General features: G+C 70.6%; 21 protein-coding genes. 7 read left to right on the top strand and 14 right to left on the bottom strand.

The genetic code is table 11. The annotated features are described in order from the left end of the window. Positions 1–189: 189 nt before the first annotated feature. On the top strand, positions 190–2,544 hold the full coding sequence (locus tag EOE48_RS08490; protein ID WP_127728363.1) for a putative bifunctional diguanylate cyclase/phosphodiesterase: 2,355 nt from the start codon (positions 190–192) through the stop codon (positions 2,542–2,544). Here the strand turns inward: EOE48_RS08490 and EOE48_RS08485 are convergent. From EOE48_RS08485 to EOE48_RS08435, 11 genes are all read right to left on the bottom strand, one after another. Further along, on the bottom strand, positions 2,514–3,395 hold the full coding sequence (locus EOE48_RS08485; RefSeq protein ID WP_187371349.1) for a MurR/RpiR family transcriptional regulator: 882 nt from the start codon (positions 3,393–3,395) through the stop codon (positions 2,514–2,516). The two genes, EOE48_RS08490 and EOE48_RS08485, sit on opposite strands and share 31 nt — an antisense overlap. Further along, entirely contained in the window at positions 3,392–4,555 is a 1,164-nt protein-coding gene (locus tag EOE48_RS08480) for a M20 family metallopeptidase (RefSeq protein ID WP_127728361.1), read from the bottom strand. The genes EOE48_RS08485 and EOE48_RS08480 overlap by 4 nt, the downstream gene beginning before the upstream one ends. A gap of 348 nt (positions 4,556–4,903) precedes the next feature. Beyond that, positions 4,904–6,022 carry an ABC transporter ATP-binding protein gene (locus EOE48_RS08475; protein WP_127728360.1) on the bottom strand — a complete coding sequence of 373 codons (1,119 nt, stop codon included), beginning with the start codon at positions 6,020–6,022 and terminating at the stop codon, positions 4,904–4,906. Then, positions 6,022–7,122, bottom strand: a complete 1,101-nt coding sequence (locus EOE48_RS08470; RefSeq protein ID WP_127728359.1) for an ABC transporter substrate-binding protein — start codon at positions 7,120–7,122, stop codon at positions 6,022–6,024. Before EOE48_RS08470 ends, EOE48_RS08475 begins: the two co-directional genes overlap by 1 nt. Before the next feature lie 45 nt (positions 7,123–7,167). Next, a complete protein-coding gene (locus EOE48_RS08465; RefSeq protein ID WP_127728358.1) occupies positions 7,168–7,986 on the bottom strand; it encodes an ABC transporter permease in 819 nt (272 codons plus the stop codon). A gap of 11 nt (positions 7,987–7,997) precedes the next feature. Then, positions 7,998–8,900 (bottom strand): ABC transporter permease, encoded by a 903-nt coding sequence (locus tag EOE48_RS08460; protein ID WP_127728357.1) that lies wholly within the window; start codon positions 8,898–8,900, stop codon positions 7,998–8,000. Continuing rightward, entirely contained in the window at positions 8,872–9,618 is a 747-nt protein-coding gene (locus EOE48_RS08455; protein ID WP_127728356.1) for an SDR family NAD(P)-dependent oxidoreductase, read from the bottom strand. The genes EOE48_RS08460 and EOE48_RS08455 overlap by 29 nt, the downstream gene beginning before the upstream one ends. A 148-nt stretch (positions 9,619–9,766) precedes the next feature. Next, positions 9,767–10,663 (bottom strand): polysaccharide deacetylase family protein, encoded by an 897-nt coding sequence (locus EOE48_RS08450; protein ID WP_127728355.1) that lies wholly within the window; start codon positions 10,661–10,663, stop codon positions 9,767–9,769. A 192-nt stretch (positions 10,664–10,855) separates the two neighbouring features. Further along, the gene (locus EOE48_RS08445) at positions 10,856–11,575 is read right to left on the bottom strand and encodes a glycosyltransferase family 2 protein (protein WP_127728354.1); all 720 of its coding nucleotides are present in this window, start codon (positions 11,573–11,575) and stop codon (positions 10,856–10,858) included. Between the two features lie 53 nt (positions 11,576–11,628). Beyond that, positions 11,629–12,231, bottom strand: a complete 603-nt coding sequence (locus tag EOE48_RS08440; RefSeq protein WP_127728353.1) for a glycosyltransferase family 2 protein — start codon at positions 12,229–12,231, stop codon at positions 11,629–11,631. Positions 12,232–12,247: 16 nt separating this feature from the next. Further along, complete coding sequence (locus tag EOE48_RS08435) at positions 12,248–12,646, bottom strand: flagellar biosynthesis repressor FlbT (RefSeq protein ID WP_127728352.1); 399 nt, start codon at positions 12,644–12,646, stop codon at positions 12,248–12,250. Between the two features lie 200 nt (positions 12,647–12,846). Between EOE48_RS08435 and EOE48_RS08430 the strand changes: the two genes are divergently transcribed. Then, positions 12,847–14,052 (top strand): flagellin N-terminal helical domain-containing protein, encoded by a 1,206-nt coding sequence (locus EOE48_RS08430; RefSeq protein WP_127728351.1) that lies wholly within the window; start codon positions 12,847–12,849, stop codon positions 14,050–14,052. A 211-nt stretch (positions 14,053–14,263) separates the two neighbouring features. Then, a complete protein-coding gene (locus tag EOE48_RS08425) occupies positions 14,264–15,472 on the top strand; it encodes a flagellin N-terminal helical domain-containing protein (RefSeq protein WP_127728350.1) in 1,209 nt (402 codons plus the stop codon). A gap of 51 nt (positions 15,473–15,523) precedes the next feature. Here EOE48_RS08425 and EOE48_RS08420 read toward each other — a convergent pair whose 3' ends face one another. The 3 genes from EOE48_RS08420 to EOE48_RS08410 are packed head-to-tail and all read right to left on the bottom strand — an operon-like array spanning position 15,524 to position 17,594. Then, positions 15,524–15,847: a cupin domain-containing protein gene (locus tag EOE48_RS08420; RefSeq protein WP_127728349.1), complete on the bottom strand. Its 324-nt coding sequence runs from the start codon at positions 15,845–15,847 to the stop codon at positions 15,524–15,526. A 20-nt stretch (positions 15,848–15,867) separates the two neighbouring features. Then, a complete protein-coding gene (locus tag EOE48_RS08415; RefSeq protein WP_127728348.1) occupies positions 15,868–16,893 on the bottom strand; it encodes a histone deacetylase family protein in 1,026 nt (341 codons plus the stop codon). Beyond that, a complete protein-coding gene (locus EOE48_RS08410; RefSeq protein WP_127728347.1) occupies positions 16,890–17,594 on the bottom strand; it encodes a GntR family transcriptional regulator in 705 nt (234 codons plus the stop codon). Before EOE48_RS08410 ends, EOE48_RS08415 begins: the two co-directional genes overlap by 4 nt. Positions 17,595–17,716: 122 nt before the next feature. Between EOE48_RS08410 and EOE48_RS08405 the strand changes: the two genes are divergently transcribed. From EOE48_RS08405 to EOE48_RS08385, 4 genes are all read left to right on the top strand, one after another. Beyond that, on the top strand, positions 17,717–18,481 hold the full coding sequence (locus tag EOE48_RS08405) for a class II aldolase/adducin family protein (protein WP_127728346.1): 765 nt from the start codon (positions 17,717–17,719) through the stop codon (positions 18,479–18,481). A gap of 355 nt (positions 18,482–18,836) precedes the next feature. Beyond that, positions 18,837–20,396, top strand: coding sequence for an ABC transporter substrate-binding protein (locus EOE48_RS08395; protein WP_127728345.1), 1,560 nt, complete (start codon positions 18,837–18,839; stop codon positions 20,394–20,396). Then, positions 20,393–21,364: an ABC transporter permease gene (locus tag EOE48_RS08390; protein WP_127728344.1), complete on the top strand. Its 972-nt coding sequence runs from the start codon at positions 20,393–20,395 to the stop codon at positions 21,362–21,364. The genes EOE48_RS08395 and EOE48_RS08390 overlap by 4 nt, the downstream gene beginning before the upstream one ends. Then, positions 21,361–22,218 (top strand): ABC transporter permease, encoded by an 858-nt coding sequence (locus EOE48_RS08385; protein ID WP_127728343.1) that lies wholly within the window; start codon positions 21,361–21,363, stop codon positions 22,216–22,218. The genes EOE48_RS08390 and EOE48_RS08385 overlap by 4 nt, the downstream gene beginning before the upstream one ends.

Genomic DNA, 22,218 nt, shown 5'->3' with positions numbered 1-22,218 from the left:
ATAAGAGGGAGCAGGCAGGTTTTATACAGGCCGGCCTTTTGAAGTTTTCTCCAGCGGAATCCGTCGCTGCATCTGCGAGAAACATTCCAGCACAGAATAATGCCAAGTGCCCTATCATTGACATTTACAGATTGATAATGATCGCAATGCCAATATCGACGAGTCCTGAAGAGGTCGAACGGGCGCGGAATGGGTCTGAGGCTGAAGGAACTGCCCAGGTTGGTGGTCGAACGGCGAAGCTCTGTCCTGCTCGGCCTGCTCGTCGTGGCGCTCGCCTGGATGGGCGTGGCCTTCAAGCATTGGAGCGACCTGCGCACGGCCCGCCTCGATTCCGACCGGACCAACCACAACTTCGCGATGGTGTTCGAGGAGAACGTGCTGCGGTCGATCGGCGAGATCGACAAGTCGCTGCTCTACATGCGGCGCAGCATCGAGATGCGCAGCGGCTCGGAGGATTACGGCACCATCGCCAACACGACCGACCTCCTGAGCGAGATCATCGTGCAGGTGGCGATCATCGACGCGGCCGGGATCATGCGGGCGACCAATGCCGGGCCGCAGCCGCCGCCGCCGACCGACCTGAGCGACCGCGCCCATTTCCGCGTCCACGTCGACAGCGGCGAGGACCGGCTCTACATCAGCAAGCCGGTGGTCGGCCGCGCCAGCGGCCGGCTCTCGGTGCAGTTCAGCCGGCGCTTCGTCGACCGGCTGGGCCGGTTCGCCGGCGTGGTCGTCGCCTCCCTCGATCCCGGCCACCTGACCAAGTTCTACGACAAGATCGACTTCGGCTCCCCGGCCTCGATCTCGCTGATCGGCAGCGACGGCATCGTGCGCTCCAGCGGCGGCGCCGGCGGCGGCTTCGCGGTCGGCGCCGACCTCACCGAATCGCCGACCGTCGAGCGGATCCGGGCCGGCCGCTCCGGCACCTTCGAGATGCGGTCGGTGGATGACGGGACTCCGCGGGTCGTCACGATCCGCAAGGTCCGCGACCAGCCGCTGTGGGTCAGCGTCGGCGTGCCGGCCCGGGAGGTCTACCGCGACGCCGCCGTCGCGCTGCGCCACGACAGCCTGATCGCGGCGCTGGCGACGCTGCTCGTCGGCCTCGCGGTGGAGCGGCTGCTGCGCATCGAGGAGAAGCGCTCCGAGGCCGAGGCCCACGTCGCCCGCCTCGCCGCGCAGGACCCGCTGACCGGGCTCCCGAACCGACGCGTCTTCCGCGCCGGCCTCGCGGCGGTCGCGGAGCGGCCCCGCACGGGGCCCGAGCCGCAGTCCTTCGCGGTGCTGTTCCTCGACCTCGACCGCTTCAAGCTCGTCAACGACACGCTGGGCCACAAGGTCGGCGACGGCCTGCTGCAGGAGGTCGGGCGCCGCCTCTCGGGGCTGCTCGGCGAGGGCGAGATGCTGGCCCGGCTCGGCGGCGACGAGTTCGCGGTGCTGATGCCGGCCGCCGGCCGGAGCGACGCCGAGCGGCTCGCCCACCGCATCGCCGAGGCGATCGCCCGGCCGCTCCAGGTCGAGAGCCACCAGATCCGCACCAGCGTCAGCGTCGGCATCGCGATCGGCCCCGACGACGGCGCCGGCGCCGACGACCTGCTGATCGCCGCCGATCTCGCGCTCTACGCGGTCAAGTCGAGCCGGCGCGGCGCCTTCCGGTTCTTCGACCGCGCGATGAGCGAGGGGCTCGAGGAGCGGCGGGAGATCGAGGCGGAGTTGCGCCGGGCGCTGGAGCGCGACGAGCTCGAACTCTACTGCCAGCCCTCGGTCGCCCTCGCCGGCGGCCGGATCGCCGGCTTCGAGGCCCTGACCCGCTGGAACCACCCGGTGCGCGGGCCGATCCCGCCGTCGCTGTTCATCCCGATCGCCGAGGAATGCGGCCTGATCCACGCCCTCGGGCAATGGTCGCTCGAGGAGGCGTGCCGCCACGCCGCGACCTGGCCGGGGTCGCCGCGGATCGCCGTCAACCTGTCGCCGGTGCAGTTCGCCGGCCAGGATCTCGTCGCGATGGTGCGGCAGATCCTGACCCGGACCGGCCTGCCGGCCTCGCGGCTGGAGCTGGAGATCACCGAGCAGATGCTGCTCGACAACAGCGAGCACACAAGGCGCGTCCTGCGCGACCTCAAGGCGCTCGGCCTTCGCATCGCGATGGACGATTTCGGCACCGGCTACTCGTCGCTGAACTACCTGCGGGCGTTCCCCTTCGACAAGATCAAGATCGACCGCTCGTTCGTGGCCGGCCTCGGCGAAGGCCCCGGGAGCGGCACGCGGGACGGCGCCCAGACCGGGGCGCACAACGCCGCCATCGTGCGCGCGGTGATCGAGATCGCCCGCAGCCTCGGCATGCACACCACCGCCGAGGGCGTCGAGACGCCCGAGCAGAACCGGGCGCTGGCCGCCCTCGGCTGCGACGAGGCCCAGGGCTACTTCCACAGCCGGCCGGTGCCGGTGGCGGCCGTACCCGGCCTCATCGCCCAGTGGAAGCCGGGCGCGGCGCCCGCCGCCCGGGCGGCGCCGGCTCAGCCGAGGAACGTCCCGAACGTCGCGTAGAGCCGCTCGCCCCGGGGCAGCACGTCGAGCATCGCCTCGCGCCGGCGCCGGGCGACGGCGCCGACGATCAGGCCCGACAGGCTCATCGCCGCAGTGAACGAATCGAACACCGACTGGCTGCGGGTCTCGATCAGCAGGCGGTGGGTGGCGTGCGGGCACAGCGGCGAGAGCGGGCTGTCGGTGAGCGCGATCACGTCGCCGCCCATCTCCCGCCAGTGCGCCGCCGCCCTGGTGGTGTTGGGCGAGTAGCGCCGGATGCTGATTCCGATCAGCAGGTCGTCGGGGGTCGACCACAGCAGCCGGTCGGCGATGCGCGCCTCGCCGGTGTCGAGCAGCACCACGTCGGGCAGGCAGAAGTTCAGGTGGGTCTGGATGTAGCAGGCAATCGGGTAGCTGTTCTTCTCGCCGATGACGTAGATCCGGCCGCGCCCGGCGCAGAGCCGGGCGACCACCGCCTCGATCTGCTCGGGGGCGGCGGCCGCGTAGGTGGCGCGCAGGTTCTCGATCTCGGTCGCCAGCGTCCGGGCCGCGACCTGGGCCAGGGAGGCGTCGTCGTCCGGCAGGCGCGCCCGCTCGGCCGGGGAGTTGAGCTTGCGCGAGACCTCGTCGCGCACCTCGCGCTGCACGTCCTGGAACCGGGCATAGCCGAGCTTGGAAAACAGCCGAACCACGGTCGCCGGGCTCACCCCCGTCGCCCGCGCCATCGCCGAGGCGCTGTCGAGGCAGGATTGCGGGTAGTGGGCGAGCAGGTACTGGACGATGTCGGTCTCGCTCGCCGTGAGGGTGCCGTGGCCGATCTCCAGCCGTTCGAGCAGGGTCGGCGGCTTCCCCCGCGCGGCGGTCGCGGTCACCGGGCGGCCCGGCGCAGGATCGTCAGCGCCGCGGCCTGGGCGCGCGGCACCATCGTGTCGAGGCGGCAATATTCGTCGGGCGTGTGGGCGCCGCCGCCGACCGGGCCGGTGGCGCACAGGGTCGGGGCGCCGGCCGAGGCCGCGACGCCGCTGTCGGCCGAGCCGCCGGTGAACTCGCCCTCGACCGTGAAGCCGAGGTCGCGGGCGCAGGCGGCGTAGTCGGCGAACAGCGCCCGGCCGGCCTCGTTCTCGACCAGCGGCAGGAAGCTGCCCTCGTGGACGATCCGGGCGCGGGTGCCGGCCGGCTCCCCCGCCGCCACGATCGCGTCGATCGCCTCCCGCACCGCCCGCATGGCGGCGTGGTCGCGAAACCGCACGTCGACCTCCAGGCTCGCCTCCGGCGCCACGGTGTTGACCGAAACCCCGCCGCGGACGAGGCCGACATTGACCGTGGTGCCGGTTTCGAGGTCCTGGAGCGCGTGCAGGCGCAGGATCTGGCGCGCCATGGCGTCGATCGCGCTCGCGCCCTTGCCGGGCTCGACGCCGGAATGGGCCGCCCGGCCCTCGATCGCGATGCGCAGGAACAGCGCGCCCTTGCGCCGGGTGACGACGTTGCCCGAGGCCCGCCCCGGCTCGGCGTTGAGGACGAGGACCGCCCCCCTCGCCGCCGCCTCGATCACCGGCCGCGAGGCCGGCGAGGCGATCTCCTCGTCGCCGGTGCACAGCACGGTGAGCGGCATCGGCGCGCCGCCGGTCGCCGCGAAGGCTTGCGCGACGAACACGTTCATGACGAGGCCGGCCTTCATGTCGGCGACGCCCGGGCCGGTGGCGATGCCGTCCGCGACCCGGAACGGCCGCGCGGCGGCGGTGCCGGCGGGAAACACCGTGTCCATGTGGCCGAGCAGCAGGGCGTGCCCGCCCGCCCGCTCGCCGGGCAGGTCGGCCACGAGGTTGTCGCCGTGGGCGGCGTGCGCGACCACCCGGGTCGACAGGCCGGCGGCGTCGAGCCGGCGGCGCAGGACCGCGCCGACCCGGTCGATGCCGGCCTTGTCGGCGCTGCCGCTGTCGAGGTTCACGATCTCGCCGAGCAGGTCCACCATGGCGTCGTGCCGGGCGGCGAGCCAGTCGAGGACGGTGCGCTCGCGGGGGGTGAGGGTCATGGGGATGTCCTGGGTGGGGGCGTTGTGGCTGACCGAGGACGCTTCCGGAGCCGGAAGTGGCGCGGTAGCCCTCCTCTCCCCGCGGGCGGGGAGAGGGTCACGACCCCCTTGTCGGGGTCGTGACAAGCGCAGGCGCAGCCGGAGCGAGGGTGAGGGGGTGGTGCCGGAGTTGCCTCATCCGGAAACTCCCCCTCACCCTCGCCCTGCGGGCTTCCCGAGTACCCGACAAGGGGTACTCGGGCCTCTCCCCGCCGGCGGGGAGAGGAGACAATCTGCGCCATCCTGGTCGGAACCGCGCGCCCGGACAGCGCTGCCGCAGAGGGGGGAGGGTAAGACCGCGCGCCGTCCTCACCCCGCCCGCGCGAAGACCAGCATGTTCTCGGGCCGCACCCCGAGGGTGACCGGGCTGCCGAGGGCCGGCGGGCCGGCATGCCCGTCGCCGTTCGGCGTCATGGCGATCAGCGTCTCGCCGCCGCCGATGTCGACGTGGTGGTAGGTGACCGCCCCGGTATAGACGCTGTGGCGCAGGGTGCCGGCGATGAGGGTGCGGCCGGGCCGGGCGGCCTCGGGCGGGTCGACCTCGACCTTCTCGGGCCGGACCACGAGGTCGACCGCCTGCGCCGGCGCGATGTCGGCCTCGGCCGGGACCCGGATCGTCTGGCCCGAGCCCATCGCCACCGTGGCGGTGCCGGCCTCGACCGCCTCGACCCGGCCGCGCACCGCGTTGGTGAAGCCGATGAAGTCGGAGACGAAGCGGCTGCGCGGGCGCTCGTAGACCTCCGACGGCGTGCCGGTCTGGACCACCCGGCCCTCCTCCATCACCACGATCCGGTCGGACAGGGTCAGCGCCTCCTCCTGGTCGTGGGTGACGAAGACCGTGGTGATGCCGACCTCGCGCTGGAGCTGCTTGATCTCGACCTGCATCTGCTCGCGCAGCTTGCGGTCGAGGGCGGCGAGCGGCTCGTCGAGGAGCAGCACGCTCGGCCGGGTCACGATCGCCCGCGCCAGCGCCACCCGCTGGCGCTGGCCGCCGGAGAGCTGCGACGGGCGCCGGTCGGCGAGGGGGGCGAGGCGCACCTGCGCCATCGCCGCCGCCACCTTGGCGTCGATCGCCGCCCGGCCCTCCCGCCGCATGGCGAGGCCGAAGGCGACGTTCTCGGCCACGCTCATGTGCGGGAACAGGGCATAGTTCTGAAAGACCATGCCGATGTTGCGCTTCCACGGCGCGACGGCGTTCACCAGCGCGCCGCCGATCCGGATCTCGCCGGCATCCGGGTGTTCGAGCCCGGCGATCATCCGCAGGGTCGTGGTCTTGCCGCAGCCGGAGGGTCCGAGCAGGCTGACGATCTCGCCCGGCCGGATCGCGAGCGAGACGTCCCGGACCGCCTGGACCGGGCCGTACCACTTGCGCACGGCGCGCAGGTCGACGCCGACGGCGTCGGAGGAGGGCTGGCTCGACGCGGCCATCAGGATTTCAGGGTCCGGTCGATGAGGCTCTTGAGCCGCGGCATCTCGGCGCCGAGCTTGACGAAGTCCGGCCGCACGAGCTGGGCCACCGCATCCGCCGCGGTGAGGATCGCCGGGTTCGACTTCAGCGCGTCGGGCACCGCGACCCGGGTGCTCGCCGGCGAGTAGAAGCCGCGCTCGATCCAGGCGCGCTGGCACTCGTCGGAGAGCCAGGTGTTGAGGTAGCGCTGGGTCAGCTCGCTCACCGCCGGGGAGAAGCCGGCGCAGACCTGCATGTGGCCGGTCCACTGCACCGCCCCCTCCTTGGGGATGGTGAAGGCGACGTTCTTGCCCTGGGACTTCGCCATCGCGGTCCACGAGCCCCAGTGCGGCGCGAGCCAGACCTCGCCGCGATGGACGAGATCCTCCTCGGCGGTCGGCGAGTTCACCCAGGCGCCAATGTTCTCCTTGTGGGGCGCCCAGGCCTTGATGCCCTCCTCGACGCTCGGCCCCTTGCCGGTGACGACGCCTGCCATGACGTAGGTGTCGTAGTAGGCGTCCCACATCGACACCCGGCCCTTGTATTTGGGGTTCCAGAGGTCGGTCCAGGATTTCGGCTCCTCGACCTTGTCCGGGTTGTACATGATCCCCCAGGGCGTGAGGTGGAACGGGATGCCGAAGCCGCCCGGGGTGGCGAGCCCGTCCGGCAGGGCGGCGGCGTTCGGCACCAGGGCGGGGTCGAACTTCGCCCACATCCTGTCGTTGACGCCGCGCTGGGCGAACAGGTCGTTGACCATCGCGCCGCTGACCACCGGGTTGCCGCGCTGGGCCAGCATCTTCGGGTAGGCGACGGCGTTCGAGGCCGCCTCGAACGCCACCTCGGTCTTCGGGAAGTCCTTGCGGAAGGCCGGCAGCGTGACGTCGCGCAGGATCTCCGGGACGAGGCCGGGCTGCGACAGGATCACCAGCCGGGCGACCTCGGCGGCCGGCGCCTGGGCCAGCGCCTCGGCGAAGGACAGGAGCGAGGCGCCCCCGGCCCCGGCGGCGACGAGGCCCTGGAGCAGCCCGCGGCGGTGGGGGTGGCGCGCGAAGGCGGCCAGCAGGTCGTCGGTCTCGGCCATGGATGCGGTCCCGGTTGGGGTGGAAAGGGGAAGTGGGGGCGGGGGTCAGCCGCCGAACTGCTTGCCGAGCCCGACCAGCTTCTCGATGACGAGGATCGCGATCGAGGTCAGGACGAGGAGTACCGTCGAGATCGCGGCGAGCGTCGGATCGAGGGTGAACTCGCTGTAATTGTACATCTCGAGCGGCAGCGTCATCACGCCCGGCCCGACGAGGAACATCGACACCGTGAACTCGTCGAACGAGATGATGAGCGCGAAGGTGGCCCCGGCGAGCAGCCCCGGGCGCAGCATCGGCAGGGTGACGTGGCGAAAGGCCTGCCAGCGGTCGGCGCCGAGGGTGTGGGCCGCCTCGGCGTAGCTGCGGTCGATCTCGGTGAGGGTCGCGACGGCGGTGCGCAGGATGTAGGGCAGGGTCAGCACGACATGGGCGAGCGCCAGCCCCCAGAAGCTGCGCAGCAGCCCGAGCGGGGTCATCACCAGGGCGAGCGCCGCCGCGAGCACGATCGCCGGGAAGACCAGCGGCGTCATGAACAGCATCAGCAGGGCGTCGCGGCCGGGGAAGGCGTGGCGCACGAACGCGATGGCGGCGAGCACGCCGGCCACCATCGAGATCGCGGTCGCCACCACCGCCACCGCGGCGCTGAGCCCGAACGCGGAGAGGAATTCCGGCCGGGCCCAGATGTTGGAGAACCAGCGCAGGGAGACGCCGCGCGGCGGGAAGGTGAGCGAGACGTCGCTGCTGAAGGCGAGCGGCACCACGATCAGCACCGGCAGGGCCAGGAACAGCACGATCAGCCCGACATAGGCCGCGAGCCACCGTTCGCTCGCGGGCACCGGACGGACGGGCGGGGCGAGGTCGGCCATGGCTCCTCTCCTCAACGGCGGGCGTGGCGGCGCAGGAACAGGCCGTAGGCGGTGAGCACGACGAGGGTCCCGAAGGTGAGGATCATCGCCAGGGCCGCCCCGGTGGGCCAGTCGACCAGCACCACCATCTGCTCGTGGATGGTGACCGCCAGCACCGTGACCTGCCCGCGCCCGAGCATGACCGGCGTCACGAAGGCCCCGACGGTGAGGCAGAACACGATCACCGAGCCCGAGGCGAGGCCCTGGACCGAGAGCGGCAGGGCGACCCGCAGGAAGGCGCGGACCGGATCGGCGCCCAGCACCGTGGCGGCCTCGATGACGCCGCGGTCGATCTTGCCGACCACCGCGGCGACCGAGAGGATCATGAACGGCAGCAGGATGTGGACCATCCCGAGCACGACGCTCCAGAAGCCCTGCATCAGCTTCAGCGGCTCGTCGACGAGGCCGAGGCCACGCAGGACCGCGTTCACCAGCCCCTCGTTGCCGAGGATGATCGTCCAGCCGAGGGTGCGCACGATGATGCTGACCAGCAGCGGCGCGATGATGCCGAGGAAGATCAGGTGCTTGCGCCGCGACGACGAGCGCGCGAGGTACCACGCCACCGGGTAGCCCAGCACCGCGGTGACGAGCGTGACGACGGCGGCGAGCCAGAAGGTCCGGCCGATGATGCGCAGGTAATACGCGTCGGTGAGGATCGTGCGGTAATGCTCCAGGGTGTAGCCGGTCGGATCGGGGAAGCGGTCCTGGAGCGAGACCTGGAGCATCGTCAGGCACGGCCACAGCAGGCCGGCGGCGAGGATCAGCAGGCCCGGCCCGAGCAGCAGCCCGAGGCCGAGGGCGCCCCGGCCGGCCGCGCGCCGCGGCGGCGCGGCCTCGACCGCGACGTCAGTTAATCCACTGACCGCCGTCGACATCGATGATCTCCCCGGTGAGGTAGTTCGGCTCGACGGTGGCCAGGAACGCGATCACCACCGCGACGTCCTCGGGCGTGCCGATGCGGCCGAGCGGGATGGTGCCGGTGATCGCCTCGCGGTTGGCCGCGATGAGGCCCGAGGTCAGCGCGGTCTCGATCGAGCCCGGGCAGACCGCGTTGACGCTGACCGCCGGGGCCAGTTCCTTGGCCAGCGCCCGGGTCATGCCGAGGATGCCGGCCTTGGCGGTGCAGTAGGCGAACTTGCTCACCGCCGAGCGGGCGCCGCCGGTGTTGGCGCTCACCGACGAGACGTTGACGATGCGGCCGCGCCCGGCCTCCAGCATCGCCGGCGCCACCGCCTTGCACCAGTTGAAGCAGCCCTTGAGGTTGACCGCGATGGTGCGGTCGTACTCGTCCTCCGAGATCTCCACGAGGGTCTTGGGCTGGGAGATGCCGGCATTGTTGACCAGCACGTCGATGCGGCCGAACCGGGCCAGCACGGTCGCCGCCTGCTCCTGCACGGCGGCGAAGGCGCCGACGTCGCCGGGGAGCGCCAGGGTCCCCTCCCCCACGCGCCCGACCGCGGCGGCGAGGTCCGGTCCGTCGAGGTCGGCGAGCGCGATCCGGTAGCCCTTGCGGGAGAGGTCCAGGGCGGTGGCGAGCCCGATGCCGCGGGCACCGCCGGTCACGATCGCGACCGGCGCGGTCTCGGCGGGCATGGCGGCCTCTCTCGGTTGCATTAGCTGTGGCTGCAACCTGGGGTCGCGGGCCGTTGCAAAGATCATTGCATCGGCCCGCAAAAGCGTAAAGCTCATTTCATGAGCGAGCCCCCATGCAACTGCCGCTTGCAGCAGCAGGGCTCCCGGCTCAGCCCTCGGCCTTGGCGTAGGCGGCGATCTCGGCGTGGGTGGCGAACCAGACGTCGCCCTTGGCCTTGGCGTGCCGGACGATCTCCTCGAGGATCCAGATCCGCGAGCGGTAGCCGATGATGTGCGGGTGCATGGTGAGCTGGAACAGCCCGCCCTCGTCGTAGGCGGCGTCGAGCTCGCGGCGGAACACGTCGAGGACGTCGGTCGGCGGGGTGTAGGGCCGCAGCGACTGGAACCGGTGCATCATGAAGTACACCGCGTCGTCGCGCACCCACTCCACCGGCAGTTCAACGATGCCGGTCGGCTCGCCGTGGAGCAGCAGCTCGTAGCAATCCTCGTCCGCCATCAGCGAGGAATCGTAGGCGAGCCCCATCTCCTTCTCGATCGCCAGCGTGTTGGGGCTGAAGTCCCAGGACGGGGTGCGCAGCCCGACCGGGCGCACGCCGGTGATCGTCTCCAGCGCGTCGGCCGAGCGCAGCATCAGGTCGCGCTCGGCCTCGCCGGGCAGGATCGAGTTCAGCTCGTGGATCCAGCCGTGGATGCCGATCTCGTGGCCGCCCGCGACGAGGCGGCGCTGCTCGTCGGGGTAGAGCAGCGCGACGACGGCGGGGACGTAGAAGGTCGCCTTGACGCCGTGGCGGTCGAGCAGCGCCTCGATGCGCGGCACGCCGACCCGGTTGCCGTACTGGCCCCACGACATCCGGCCGATCGACTTGCCGCCCTCGCGCAGCTCGTTGGTCTCGTGGTCGGAATCGAACGACAGCGCGACGGCGCAGCGCGCGTCGCCCTTCCAGCGTTGCGGGCGGTAGCGCCGCCCGGCCCGGACCTGATCGACCAGTTGGCGCCAGTGCGGCTCGCTCCACTGCCACGGCTCGGCGGACGGGGTCTCGGACATGGGGCGCTCCTGCTCGCGATGCGCCCGCCCGGCCGCCGGAAGGGCGCGCCGCGGCGGGCGGCGCCATGGTTCACGAGCCCGCCCACGCCGCGCAAGGGCGGCGCCCGCGCGGCGGCCATGCGACCGGGGCGTGTCGCAACCCCGGCTGCTAAACCGGAGGATGCGCGCCCCGGCGCCGTGCAATGCGGCCGGTCAGTGTCCCTTGAGCAGCGCGTGGCGCTGGAAGTCGTTCATCCGCTCCCAGCTCTTGTAGCCGAGCGCGATGTGATCGACGTCGATCGCCCCGGGCGGGGGCTCCTCGTTCTGGCGCCGGTAGTGGTTGGCGAACTTGGTGCGGTAGTTCAGGGTCGGCAGCCCGGTATGCGCGCAGGGGTAGCCCCGGCTCTTGATCGCGCCCCAGATCACCTGGTCGCCGACCGAGCCGAGGTCGCGGGGCATCAGCGCCCACAGGCTGATGACGTCGAGGATGCTGCGGTGGAACAGGATCGTGCCGGTATCGGCGAAGGTGTCGCCCTCGCTCTCGGGGCAGATGCGGCGCATCAGGCTGCCGTCGAGGCGCCGCAGCGAGCGCCGCGAGATCGTGACGGCGGTGCCGCTGTTGAGGGCCTGGACCGCGAGGCTGGAGGCGTGGTTGGGCTCGAGCCAGTTGTCGGCATCGAGGAAGGCGACGAAGTCGACGCCGTCGTGGATCGCGTGCATCGCGCCGACGCCGCGGGCGAAGTCGCCCCAATCCTTGTGGGCCGCCGGCAGCACGATGTGCTCGCAGTTCCAGCCGTCGATCTCGGGGCGTGGATGGCCGTCCGCCACCAGGACGTGCCGGCAGGCGAAGTCCTGGGCGAGCACGCTCTCGTGCGCCTGCCGGATGAGGGCGATGTCCTCGTTGTGGTAAGGGGTGACGATCGCGATCTGCATGGTGGTTCGGAATCCGTCTCGTTCGGGTGTCGCGCGATCGGCCGGGGCGACGCTCAGATCGTGAAGACCTGCTGGCCGATATGGCCGAGTTCCTTGCTCAGCACCGGGTCGCACCAGATGCGGATGCCGAGGTCGCGGATGCGGTCGCAGAAATCGTAGTCCTCGCCGATGATCCGGCCATGATCCTCGTCGATGCGGTAGCGGAAATACGGCTCGCGCAGGCGCCGGAACACGCTGGTGCGCACCAGCAGGCAGCCGGTTGGCATCCGGGACATCTCGACGAGGCCGGTCGGGGCGTCGGCCGGCTGCTGGGGCAGCACCTCGCCCAGCGGCCTGAGCGGCGGCGTGCGGCGCGAATAGGTCGCGCCGATCACATCGACCTCGCGCATCAGCAGCCGCAGCAGCGTGTCCTTGGGGAACGTCATGTCGCTGTCGAGGAACAGGACGTACTCGGTCTGGCCATCCTGCGCCGCCCGAACGCCGATGTTGCGCCCGTCGGCGACGATCGACGACTTGGCGCTGACGAGCAGCATCGGCAGTTCGTTGAGGTTGTAGCACATCGCCGCGAGCGACATGCAGAAGTCGGCGTGCACGCTGAGGCCGGAGGGCACCGCGATCGCGACGCTCGGGAAGTTCTTCGGGGCGATGGGGTTCATGGTCGGGCGGCCGGGATCAGGCGGCGGGAGACGCGAGGCGCTCGCGCAGGGAGGTTTCCCAGGCGACGAGGTCGCGCCCGCATTTCAGGGCGCGGTGGTAGCGGCCGGCGGCGATCTCGTCCTGGATCGCCAGGAGGTAGGGCGCGGAGGTCGGCATCGCGGCGAGCAGCTCGGTCGCTTGCCGGATCAGCAGATCCTCGGCCTCGGCCGGCTTGTCGGCGAGGTAGATGAGCTGGAGCGTGACGCAGAGCCGCTTGCAGGCGGTGTCGGCCTCGCTCTCGCTGATGATCTCGCTCTCGCGCAGGAAGCGGCAGGTGTTCTCGATGAGGAAGCTCGAGGTGCGCTCGCCGTTGCGGATCGCCGCCCCGTTGATGATGAGGCGCTCGAACGGCTTCAGCACGATCTTGAGGGGCATGGCACGAGACCCGGAACCGCGTCGCGTCACGCTTCCACGCTTCGGGTTAACGCGGATTTAAGCATAACGGCGATTTTCGCCGGGATGCCGGATCGGAGCCGGGCGGTTTCGCGGACCGGCTTAAAGTCCGGGTAAGGCGCGGGATCGAGGGTCCTCGCAGGCGCCAAAAATGGCGGCCAGCGATCAAAAGGATCACCCCCATGTCCGGCATCACCCTCTCGGCCGCCACGCGTCAGAACCTGCTCACGCTGCAGGACACCGCCGTCCTGACCTCGACCACCCAGAACCGGCTGGCGACCGGCAAGAAGGTCAACTCGGCCCTCGACGCCCCGCTGAACTTCTTCACCGCGCAGAGCCTGACCGCCCGCTCCGGCGAGATCGGCGGCCTGCTCGACGGCATCTCCAACAGCGTGCAGGCGATCCAGGCGGCCAACCAGGGCATCACCAGCATCCAGAAGATCGTCGACCAGGCCAAGTCGGTCGCCAACCAGGCGCTCTCGACCCAGATCACCACCACCGGCAAGGCGACGACCGACTATTCGGCGAGCACGGCCTCGACGACCATCAGCTTCTACATCAACGGCAACCTGACGACCACCACCATCTCGGCGTCGGCCAGCGTCTCCGACGCGGTGAAGGCCCTCAACGACACGACGAACACCAACAACATCGGCAACGCCTTCTCGCTCGACTCGACCGGCAAGAAGATCGTGGTCAATGCCAGCGCCGACATCGAGTTCAGCAGCGCATCCGACCAGACGAACCTCGGCTTCGCCGCCGGATCGACGGCGTCGAGCGCGCTCAACACCTACGGCACCGTCACGACCGCCGTCGGCCAGAGCAGCGACCTCTCCGTCACCGGCGTCTCAGCCCGCAAGTCGCTGGCGGATCAGTACAACAACCTGCTCAACCAGATCACACAGCTCGCGACCGATGCCAGCTACAACGGCACCAACCTGATCGCGGGCAAGAACAACGACATGACGATCAACTTCAACACCAAGGGCAGTTCGAACCTGACGGTCGTCTCGACCGACCAGACCGCCGCCGGCCTCGGCCTCGACCCGATCACCAACAAGGGCAACGACGAGACCACCGTCGGCCGTGGCAGCTTCCTGCTCAACGACGACATCAAGGACGTCATCACGAACCTGTCGAAGGCGACCGACCAGCTGCGCAGCGACGCGACGACGCTGGGCTCGAACCTGTCGGTGGTGCAGAACCGCCAGGACTTCTCCAAGCAGCTCATCAACGTGCTCGACACCGGCGCGGCGAACCTGACCAACGCCGACCTCAACGAGGAGGCGGCCAACTCCCAGGCGCTCTCGACCCGCCAGTCGCTCGGCATCTCGGCGCTGTCGCTCGCCAACCAGGCCCAGCAGAGCGTGCTGCAGCTCCTGCGCTGATCGCGGCACCCGACGACAGCGCGACGGACGGCCGGGCGGGAGCCCGGCCGTTTCCGTTCGGGGCGGACCCCTCGATTCGCCGGACGGACCAAGGTCCCGAAAAATCTGGTTAACCGGCCGTTTCGCTTAACGGCTTATCAACCATGGCGAGCAGACATTCGACGAAACAGGCAGGGCGAACGCGCCTCCCCGTCGTCGAGGACCAGCCGCTATGTCGAGTAACATCACCCTCTCGGCCGCCACGCGCCAGAACCTGCTGTCGCTGCAGGATACGGCGCAGCTGACCGGGATCACCCAGAACCGGCTGGCGACCGGCAAGAAGGTCAATTCGGCCCTCGACAACCCGCTCAACTACTTCACGGCCCTGAACCTGACCTCGCGCTCGTCGGAACTCGGCGGGCTGCTCGACGGCATCTCCAACGGGATCCAGGTGATCCAGGCGGCCAACCAGGGCATCACCAGCATCCAGAAGATCGTCGACCAGGCCAAGTCGATCGCCAACCAGGCGCTCTCGACCCAGATCACCACCACCGGCAAGGCGACGACCGAGTATTCCGCCAGCAGCGCCTCGGCGAGCATCAGCTTCTACGTCAACGGGGCGCTGACCTCGGCCTCGATCGCCGCGTCGGCCAGCATCCTGGAGATGGTCAAGCAGCTCAACGAGGCGACGAACGGCGCCAGGATCGGCAACGCCTTCTCGGTCGACTCGACCGGCAAGAAGATCGTGCTGAACGCCAGCGCCGACGTCGAGTTCGTCAACGCTTCCGACCAGACCGCCCTCGGCTTCGCCGCCGGCTCGACGGCGTCGAGCGCGCTCGTCACCTACGGCGCCGCCACGACCGCGGTCGGCCAGAGCAGCGACCTCACGGTGTCGGGCGTCTCGGCCCGCGCCACCCTGGCGGAGCAGTACAACAACCTGCTCAACCAGATCACCCAGCTCGCGACCGATGCCAGCTTCAACGGCGTCAACCTGATCAACGGCAAGAACAACGACCTGACGATCAACTTCAACACCCGCGGCAGCTCGAACCTCGTCGCCGCCTCGACCGACGAGACCGCCGCCGGGCTCGGCCTGACCCCGATCACCAACCAGGGCGACGCCGGCACGACCGTCGGCCGCGGCAGCTTCCTGCTCAACGCCGACATCAACACCGTGCTCAAGGACCTGACCAAGGCGTCCGACCAGTTGCGCGCCGACGCGACGACGCTGGGCTCGAACCTGTCGGTGGTGCAGAACCGCCAGGACTTCTCCAAGCAGCTCATCAACGTGCTCGACACCGGCGCGGCGAACCTGACCAACGCCGACCTCAACGAGGAGGCGGCCAACTCCCAGGCGCTCTCGACCCGCCAGTCGCTCGGCATCTCGGCGCTGTCGCTCGCCAACCAGGCCCAGCAGAGCATCCTGCAGCTGCTCCGGTAAGCCGCCCGGTCCCCCGACCGGACGGGACCCGTCACGCGCCGTTCGGCGCCCTCAGCCCGACGCCGGCCCCAGGGCCTCCGGGCGTTTCACCTCGATCTCCACGAAGGCGATCGGGTGGTCGGAACCGTTCATCACGTCGTGGCGGATGCCCGCCGGACGGCGATAGGACTGGCCCAGCGCCAGCGGCACCTCGCTCACGTCCGTGCCGTCGTGGATGCGCAGCGTCCCCTCCGTGATCATCACCACGAAATAGGGCCAGCCGTGCTCGTGCCAGCCGGTGACGGCGCCGGGCGCGAAGTCCCAGCGGGTGATCCGCACCGCGTCGTCGTCGCACTGGACGGTCGGGACGGCCGGGATGGTGCAGGCGAAGGCCATGGGAGATCTCCGTTTTCCGGTCAGCGGGCCGCCTCGAAGCCGGCGAGCACCGCGGTCAGGTTGGGGCCGAGGATGTCGGACAGGTAACCGCCCTCCTGCACCAGCACTGTGGGCAGGCCGAGACGGGCGAGCGCGCCGCCGATGCGACGGAACCCCTCCGTGGTGAGGCTGAGCCCGGCGAGCGGGTCGTGCTCGGAGGCGTCGAGACCGAGCGCGACCACCAGGGCGGTCGGCGCGAAGGCCGCGAGGGTCCGGGCCGCGTCGTCGAGCGCCGCCATGTAGCCGTCGTCGCCGGTGCCGAGCGGCAACGGCAGGTTGCGGTTCGCTCCCAGCCCCGGCCCCTCGCCGCGCTCGTGGGCGTAGCCCCACACGAACGGGTAGAACCGCGACGGGTCGGCGTGGAGCGAGACCGTCAGCACCGTCGGGTCGGCGTAGAAGATGCCCTGCGTGCCGTTGCCGTGGTGCACGTCGACGTCGAGGATCGCCACCCGCTCGTGGCGCTGGCGCAGGTGGGCCGCCGCCACCGCGCTGTTGTTGAAGTAGCAGTGACCGCCGGCCCGGTCGCGGTAGGCGTGGTGGCCGGGCGGGCGGCAGAGCGCGTAGACGGCGTCCTCGCCGTCGAGGACGAGTTGCGCCGCGCTCGCCGCCACGTCGGTCGCCGCGCAGGACGCCGCGTAGGTGCCCGGCCCGATCGGGCAGGCGGTGTCGACGGTGTGCCAGCCGAGCCGGCCGACGATGTGGCTCGGATAGGAGGCGCCGTCCCGGAACGGATGGATGTTGGCGATCATCTCCGGGCCGGAATCCGGGAGCGCCGCCCAGGCGTCCCAGGCCTCGGCCATGAAGGCGAGGTAGTCCGGCCCGTGCACCCGGGCCCGCGGCCCGTGACCGAAGCGCACCGGCTCGACCACCGTGTGATGCCCGGCCCGCAGCCCGGCGAGCAGGCGGTCGGCGCGCTCGGGCTGGTCGGCGGCCGGGCGGACCTGACCGCGCACGAGGAAGAATTTCGGGTCGTGGCTGCGGTGGTCCTCGCAATGGACGGCTTTCATGAGATCTCCGTTGTCCGGGTGGAGAGGGCGCGCACCAGCCTCCCGACCTCGCGCCACGCGACGCCGATATGGTGGTCGACATGGGCGACGATGCGCTCGGGGTGGCCGGCCTCGATCGCGGCCAGCACCGGAGCGTGGGTGCGGGCGATCTCGTGCGGATCGTCGTAGAGCCGGCCGATCAGGCCGATCACCACCCGCATCTCCGCCGCCAGCCCGTCGAACAGGTGCAGGGCGCGGGCGTTGCCGGCGATCTCGCAGATCAGGCGGTGGAACTGGTAGTCGGCCTCGACGATCCGGGCCGGGTCGTCGAGGAACGCCGCCTCGGAGAGCGCCTCGCACTGCCGGCGCAGGGCGGCGCGGGTCTCCGGGGTGAGGCGCCGGGAGGCCTCGACCGCGGCGTGGCGCTCGATGCACAGCCGCAGGTCGTAGAGGTCGTCCACGTCCTCCGGCGACAGCGCCCGCACGAAGAAGCCCCGGCGCGGGCAGGCCCGCAGCAGGCCCTGGCTCTCCAGCAGGCGGGCGGCCTCGCGCACCGGCGCCCGGCTGATGCCGAGTTCCCGCGCCACCGCCGCCTCCGCGAGCTTCTGGCCCGGCCCGAGCCGGCCGCCGACGATCGCCTCGGTCAGCATCCCGGCGACCTGCCGCACGAGGTCGGTCCCGGCCAGGGCCGGCAGGCCGACGGGGGGTGACGCTGTCCGCATGGGGCCCTCGCTGCGGCCGGCACTGTGCAACGGTTCGGCGTCGATTGTCGACAGTTTAGGCTTGATCGTTTTGTAGGCATGCGCCAGTCTCCGGCCATCGCGACCACCGAGAGGAGCCGGCCATGGCGCCATCCGCGCATGACGAGGCGGCGACCCGCCAGATCCGCATCGATCTCGCCGCCGCCTACCGGCTGATCCACCGGCTCGGGCTCGACGACAGCATCTACACCCACATCTCGGCCCGGCTGCCGGGACCGGAGCACCGCTTCCTCATCAACCCCTACGGGCTGCGCTTCGAGGAGGTGAAGGCCGGCAACCTCGTCACGGTCGACCTCGACGGGCGGGTGGTCGACGATCCGGCCGGGCTCGGCATCAACCCGGCCGGCTTCACCATCCACAGCGCCGTCCACGCCGCGCGCGAGGACGCGATCTGCGTGCTGCACACCCACACGGTCGCGGGCGTCGCCGTGTCGTGCCAGGAGGAGGGGCTGCTGCCGCTCAACCAGTGGTCGATGCAGTTCGCCGGCCGCCTCGCCTACCACGCCTACGAGGGCATCGCCCTCGACCTCGCCGAGCGCGAGCGGCTGGTGGCGGACCTGGGCGACAAGCCCGTGATGGTGCTGCGCAACCACGGCATGCTGACCTGCGGCCGCTCGGTCGCCGAGGCGTTCAAGCTGATGCACAACCTGGAGCGGTCGTGCCGGGCCCAGCTCGCGATCCAGGCCGCCGGCGCCCCCCTGGTGCGGCCGCCCGCGGCCGTGGTGGCCAAGACCTCCGGCCAGTACGCCTCGTTCTACGACAAGATGGAGACCGGCGGGATGCCGGACACCGAGTGGGACGCGTTCAAGCGCATGCTCGCGCGCAGCGACCCGGATTTCATGGAGTAAGTTTTTGTCGGCGAGGAGGTCTCTTTGTCTCCGGATGAGACGCGGGTCTTCCCCTCTCCCCGCGGGCGGGGAGAGGGCTTCATCCCCCTTGTCGGTGATGAAGCGAGCGCAGGCGAAGCCGGAGCGAGGGTGAGGGGGTGGTTCCGGAGGAGCCACATCCGGCCTCGCCCCCTCACCCTCGGCTGCCGCCTCGCTTCGTTGACGGCAAGGTCAACGAAGCCCTCTCCCCGCGAGCGGGGCGAGGAGAATGCTACCGACCCGTCGCTTGCGTAAGCCATCCCATTCGGAGGCGGTGAAACCCTCACCAGACCCAAAAGCCACTGCCCCTCCCCCACCCCCTCCCGAGAGACGCGCCATGCTCAAGCGGACCCTGATCGGATCGGTTTTCTCCCTCGGCCTGATCGGGGCCGCCCTCGTGCAGCCGGCCCTGGCCCAGACCGCCGGCGGGGTCGCCAACGCGGTGATCCAGCCCGAGCCGCCCGGCCTGATGCTCGGCATGGTCCAGAACGGCCCGACCCAGATGGTCGCCGGCAACATCTACGAGGGGCTGCTGCGCTACGACGAGGCGCTCAAGCCCCTGCCCGGCCTCGCCGAGAGCTGGGAGATGAGCCCGGACGGCAAGACCTACACCTTCAAGCTGGTCGGCAACGCGACCTGGCACGACGGCAAGCCGTTCAGCGCCGCCGACGTGCTGTTCTCGGTCGATTTCCTGAAGCAGACCCATGCCCGCGCCCGCGGCAACCTCGCCAAGGTGGCGAGCGTGACGGCGCCGGACCCGCGCACGGTGGTGTTCACCCTCTCCGAGCCGTTCGGCCCGTTCCTCGGCATCTTCGAGGTCGGCTCGCTGCCGATGATCCCCAAGCACGTCTACGAGGGCACCGACTACAAGACCAACCCGGCCAACAACACGCCGATCGGCACCGGGCCGTTCATGTTCAAGGAGTGGAAGAAGGGCTCGTTCATCCGGCTGGTGAAGAACCCGAACTACCACGTCGCCGGAAAGCCCCTTCTCGACGAGATCTACTGGCACGTGATCCCCGACGCCGCCGCCCGGGCGGTGGCGTTCGAGACCGGCAAGGTCGACATCCTGCCCGGCGGCTCGGTCGAGAACTTCGACGTGCCACGCCTGTCGAAGGCCAAGGGCGCCTGCATGACCACCAAGGGCTGGGAGTTCTTCGGGCCGCTGTCCTGGCTGTGGCTCAACAACCGCCAGGGCCCGACCGCCAACAAGGCGTTCCGGCAGGCGGTGATGTACGCCCTCGACCGCGACTTCGCGCGTGACGTGGTGTGGAACGGCCTCGGCAAGGTCGCGGTCGGCCCGTCCTCGTCCTCGACCCGGTACTACAACGCCAAGCTGGCGAAGTATTCCTTCGATCCGGCCAAGGCCAAGGCGCTCGTGAAGGAATCCGGCTACAAGGGCGAGACCGTGCGCCTGCTGCCGCTGCCCTACGGCGAGACCTGGCAGCGCTGGGCCGAGGCGGTGAAGCAGAACCTCGAGGATGTCGGCATCAAGGTCGAGCTCGTCGCCACCGACGTGCCCGGCTGGAACCAGAAGACCTCCGAGTGGGACTACGACATCGCCTTCAGTTACCTGTACCAGTACGGCGACCCGGCGCTGGGCGTCGCCCGCAACTACGTCTCGTCGCAGATCAGCAAGGGCTCGCCGTTCAACAACGTCGAGGGCTACTCGAACCCGGCGGTCGACAAGGACTTCGCCGAGGGCGCGGTGGCGGTCGGCGACGCCAAGCGTCAGGAGATCTACGACCGGGTGCAGAAGACCCTGATCGACGACGTGCCGATCGCGTGGCTGCTCGAACTCGAATTCCCGACCATCACCCGCTGCAAGGTGAAGAACCTCGTCACGACCGGCATCGGCGTGAACGACGGCTTCCGGGACGCCTGGATCGAGCGATGATCGGCTTCGTCGCCGGGCGGGTCGGCAAGGGGATCGTGGTGCTGCTCGCCATCGTGGTCCTCAACTTCTTCCTCATCCGCCTCGCCCCCGGCGACCCCGCCCTGGTGATGGCGGGCGAGGCGGGCGCCGGGGACGAGCTGTTCGTGGCGCAGCTGCGGGAGAAGTTCGGGCTCGACCAGCCGCTGCCGAACCAGCTCGCCCTCTACGTGCGCAACATCGCGTCGCTCGACCTCGGCTACTCGGTGCGCCAGCAGATGCCGGTCGCGACCCTGATCGCCGACCGGCTGCCCGCGACCCTGCTGCTCACCGGCTCGGCCTTCGCGATCTCGCTGGTGCTCGGCGTGACCCTCGGCGCGCTGGCGGCGCGGCGGGCGGGCCGGGCCGCCGACACCGCGATCACCGGCCTCGCGCTGCTGTTCTACGCCACGCCGCTGTTCTGGGTCTCCCTGATGGCGATCATCGTGTTCTCGGTCCGGCTCGAATGGCTGCCGAGCTTCGGCTTCGAGTCGGTCGGCGCCGGCCATGCCGGGCTCGCCCGCGCCGCTGACATCGCCCACCACCTGATCCTGCCGGCGATGACCCTCGGGCTGTTCTTCATGGCGGTCTACGTGCGGATGACCCGGGCCTCGATGCTGGAGGTGGCGGGCCAGGACTTCGTCAAGACCGCCCGCGCCAAGGGGCTCGGCGACCGGACGATCCAGCGCCGGCACGTCCTGCGCAACGCGCTGCTGCCGGTGGTGACCCTGGCCGGCCTACAAGCCGGCACGCTGGTGGGCGGCGCGATCCTCACCGAGACGGTGTTCGCGTGGCCGGGCATCGGCCGGCTGATGTACGAGGCGCTGCTCCAGCGCGACTACAACCTGCTGCTCGGCGTCTTCGTGGTCTCGTCCGCGATGGTGCTGGTGTTCAACCTCGTCACCGACGTGCTCTACCGCGTCGTCGACCCGCGCATCGAGGCCGCCCGATGAGCGCCCCCCCGCGCCGCCGCGGCGCCCTCGCGGCCTTCCTGCGCCATCCCGGCGCGGTGATCGGCCTCGTCATCCTGCTCGCCGTGGTGGCGGCGGCGATCCTGGCGCCGATCCTCTACCCGACCTCGCCGTGGCGGATGGTGCAGCGGCCGTTCATGCCGCCCTTCACCCTCGACCGCTTCCCCCTCGGCACCGACGCGCTGGGGCGCGACATCGCCGCCGGGCTGATGCACGGGGCGGGCGTCTCGCTCCTCGTCGGCCTCGTCTCGACGCTGGCCGCCCTCGTCATCGGCGTGCCGCTCGGGGCGCTCGCCGGCTATTTCGGCGGCCGGGTCGACGACGGGCTGATGCGCTTCACCGAGCTGTTCCAGACCGTGCCGAGCTTTGCCCTCGCCATCGTGCTGGTGGCGATCCTGCAGCCGTCGCTGTCGTCGCTGATCCTCGCCATCGCGCTGGTGAGCTGGCCGCCGGTGACCCGGCTGGTGCGCGGCGAGGTGCTGTCCCTGCGCTCGCGGGAATACGTCCAGGCGGCGGTGGTGACCGGCCAGACCACCTTCACCATCCTGCGCCGGGAGATCCTGCCCAACACCCTGTCGCCGATCGTCGTGCTGGCCTCGCTGATGGTCGCGACCGCGATCCTGCTCGAATCCTCGCTGTCCTTCCTCGGGCTCGGCGATCCCAACCGGATGTCGTGGGGCTTCATGGTCGGGGCCGGCCGCACGGCGATCCGGCAGGCATGGTGGATCAGCACGTTTCCGGGCCTCGTGATCCTGCTCACCGTGCTCGCCCTCAACCTGATCGGCGAGGGCCTGAACGACGCCCTCAACCCGCGCCTGTCCCGGGGGGACCGCTGA

This window comes from Methylobacterium oryzihabitans, from assembly GCF_004004555.2.
Classification (GTDB): Bacteria; Pseudomonadota; Alphaproteobacteria; order Rhizobiales; family Beijerinckiaceae; genus Methylobacterium; species Methylobacterium oryzihabitans.
This window is presented reverse-complemented; position numbering and strand designations above follow the sequence as displayed.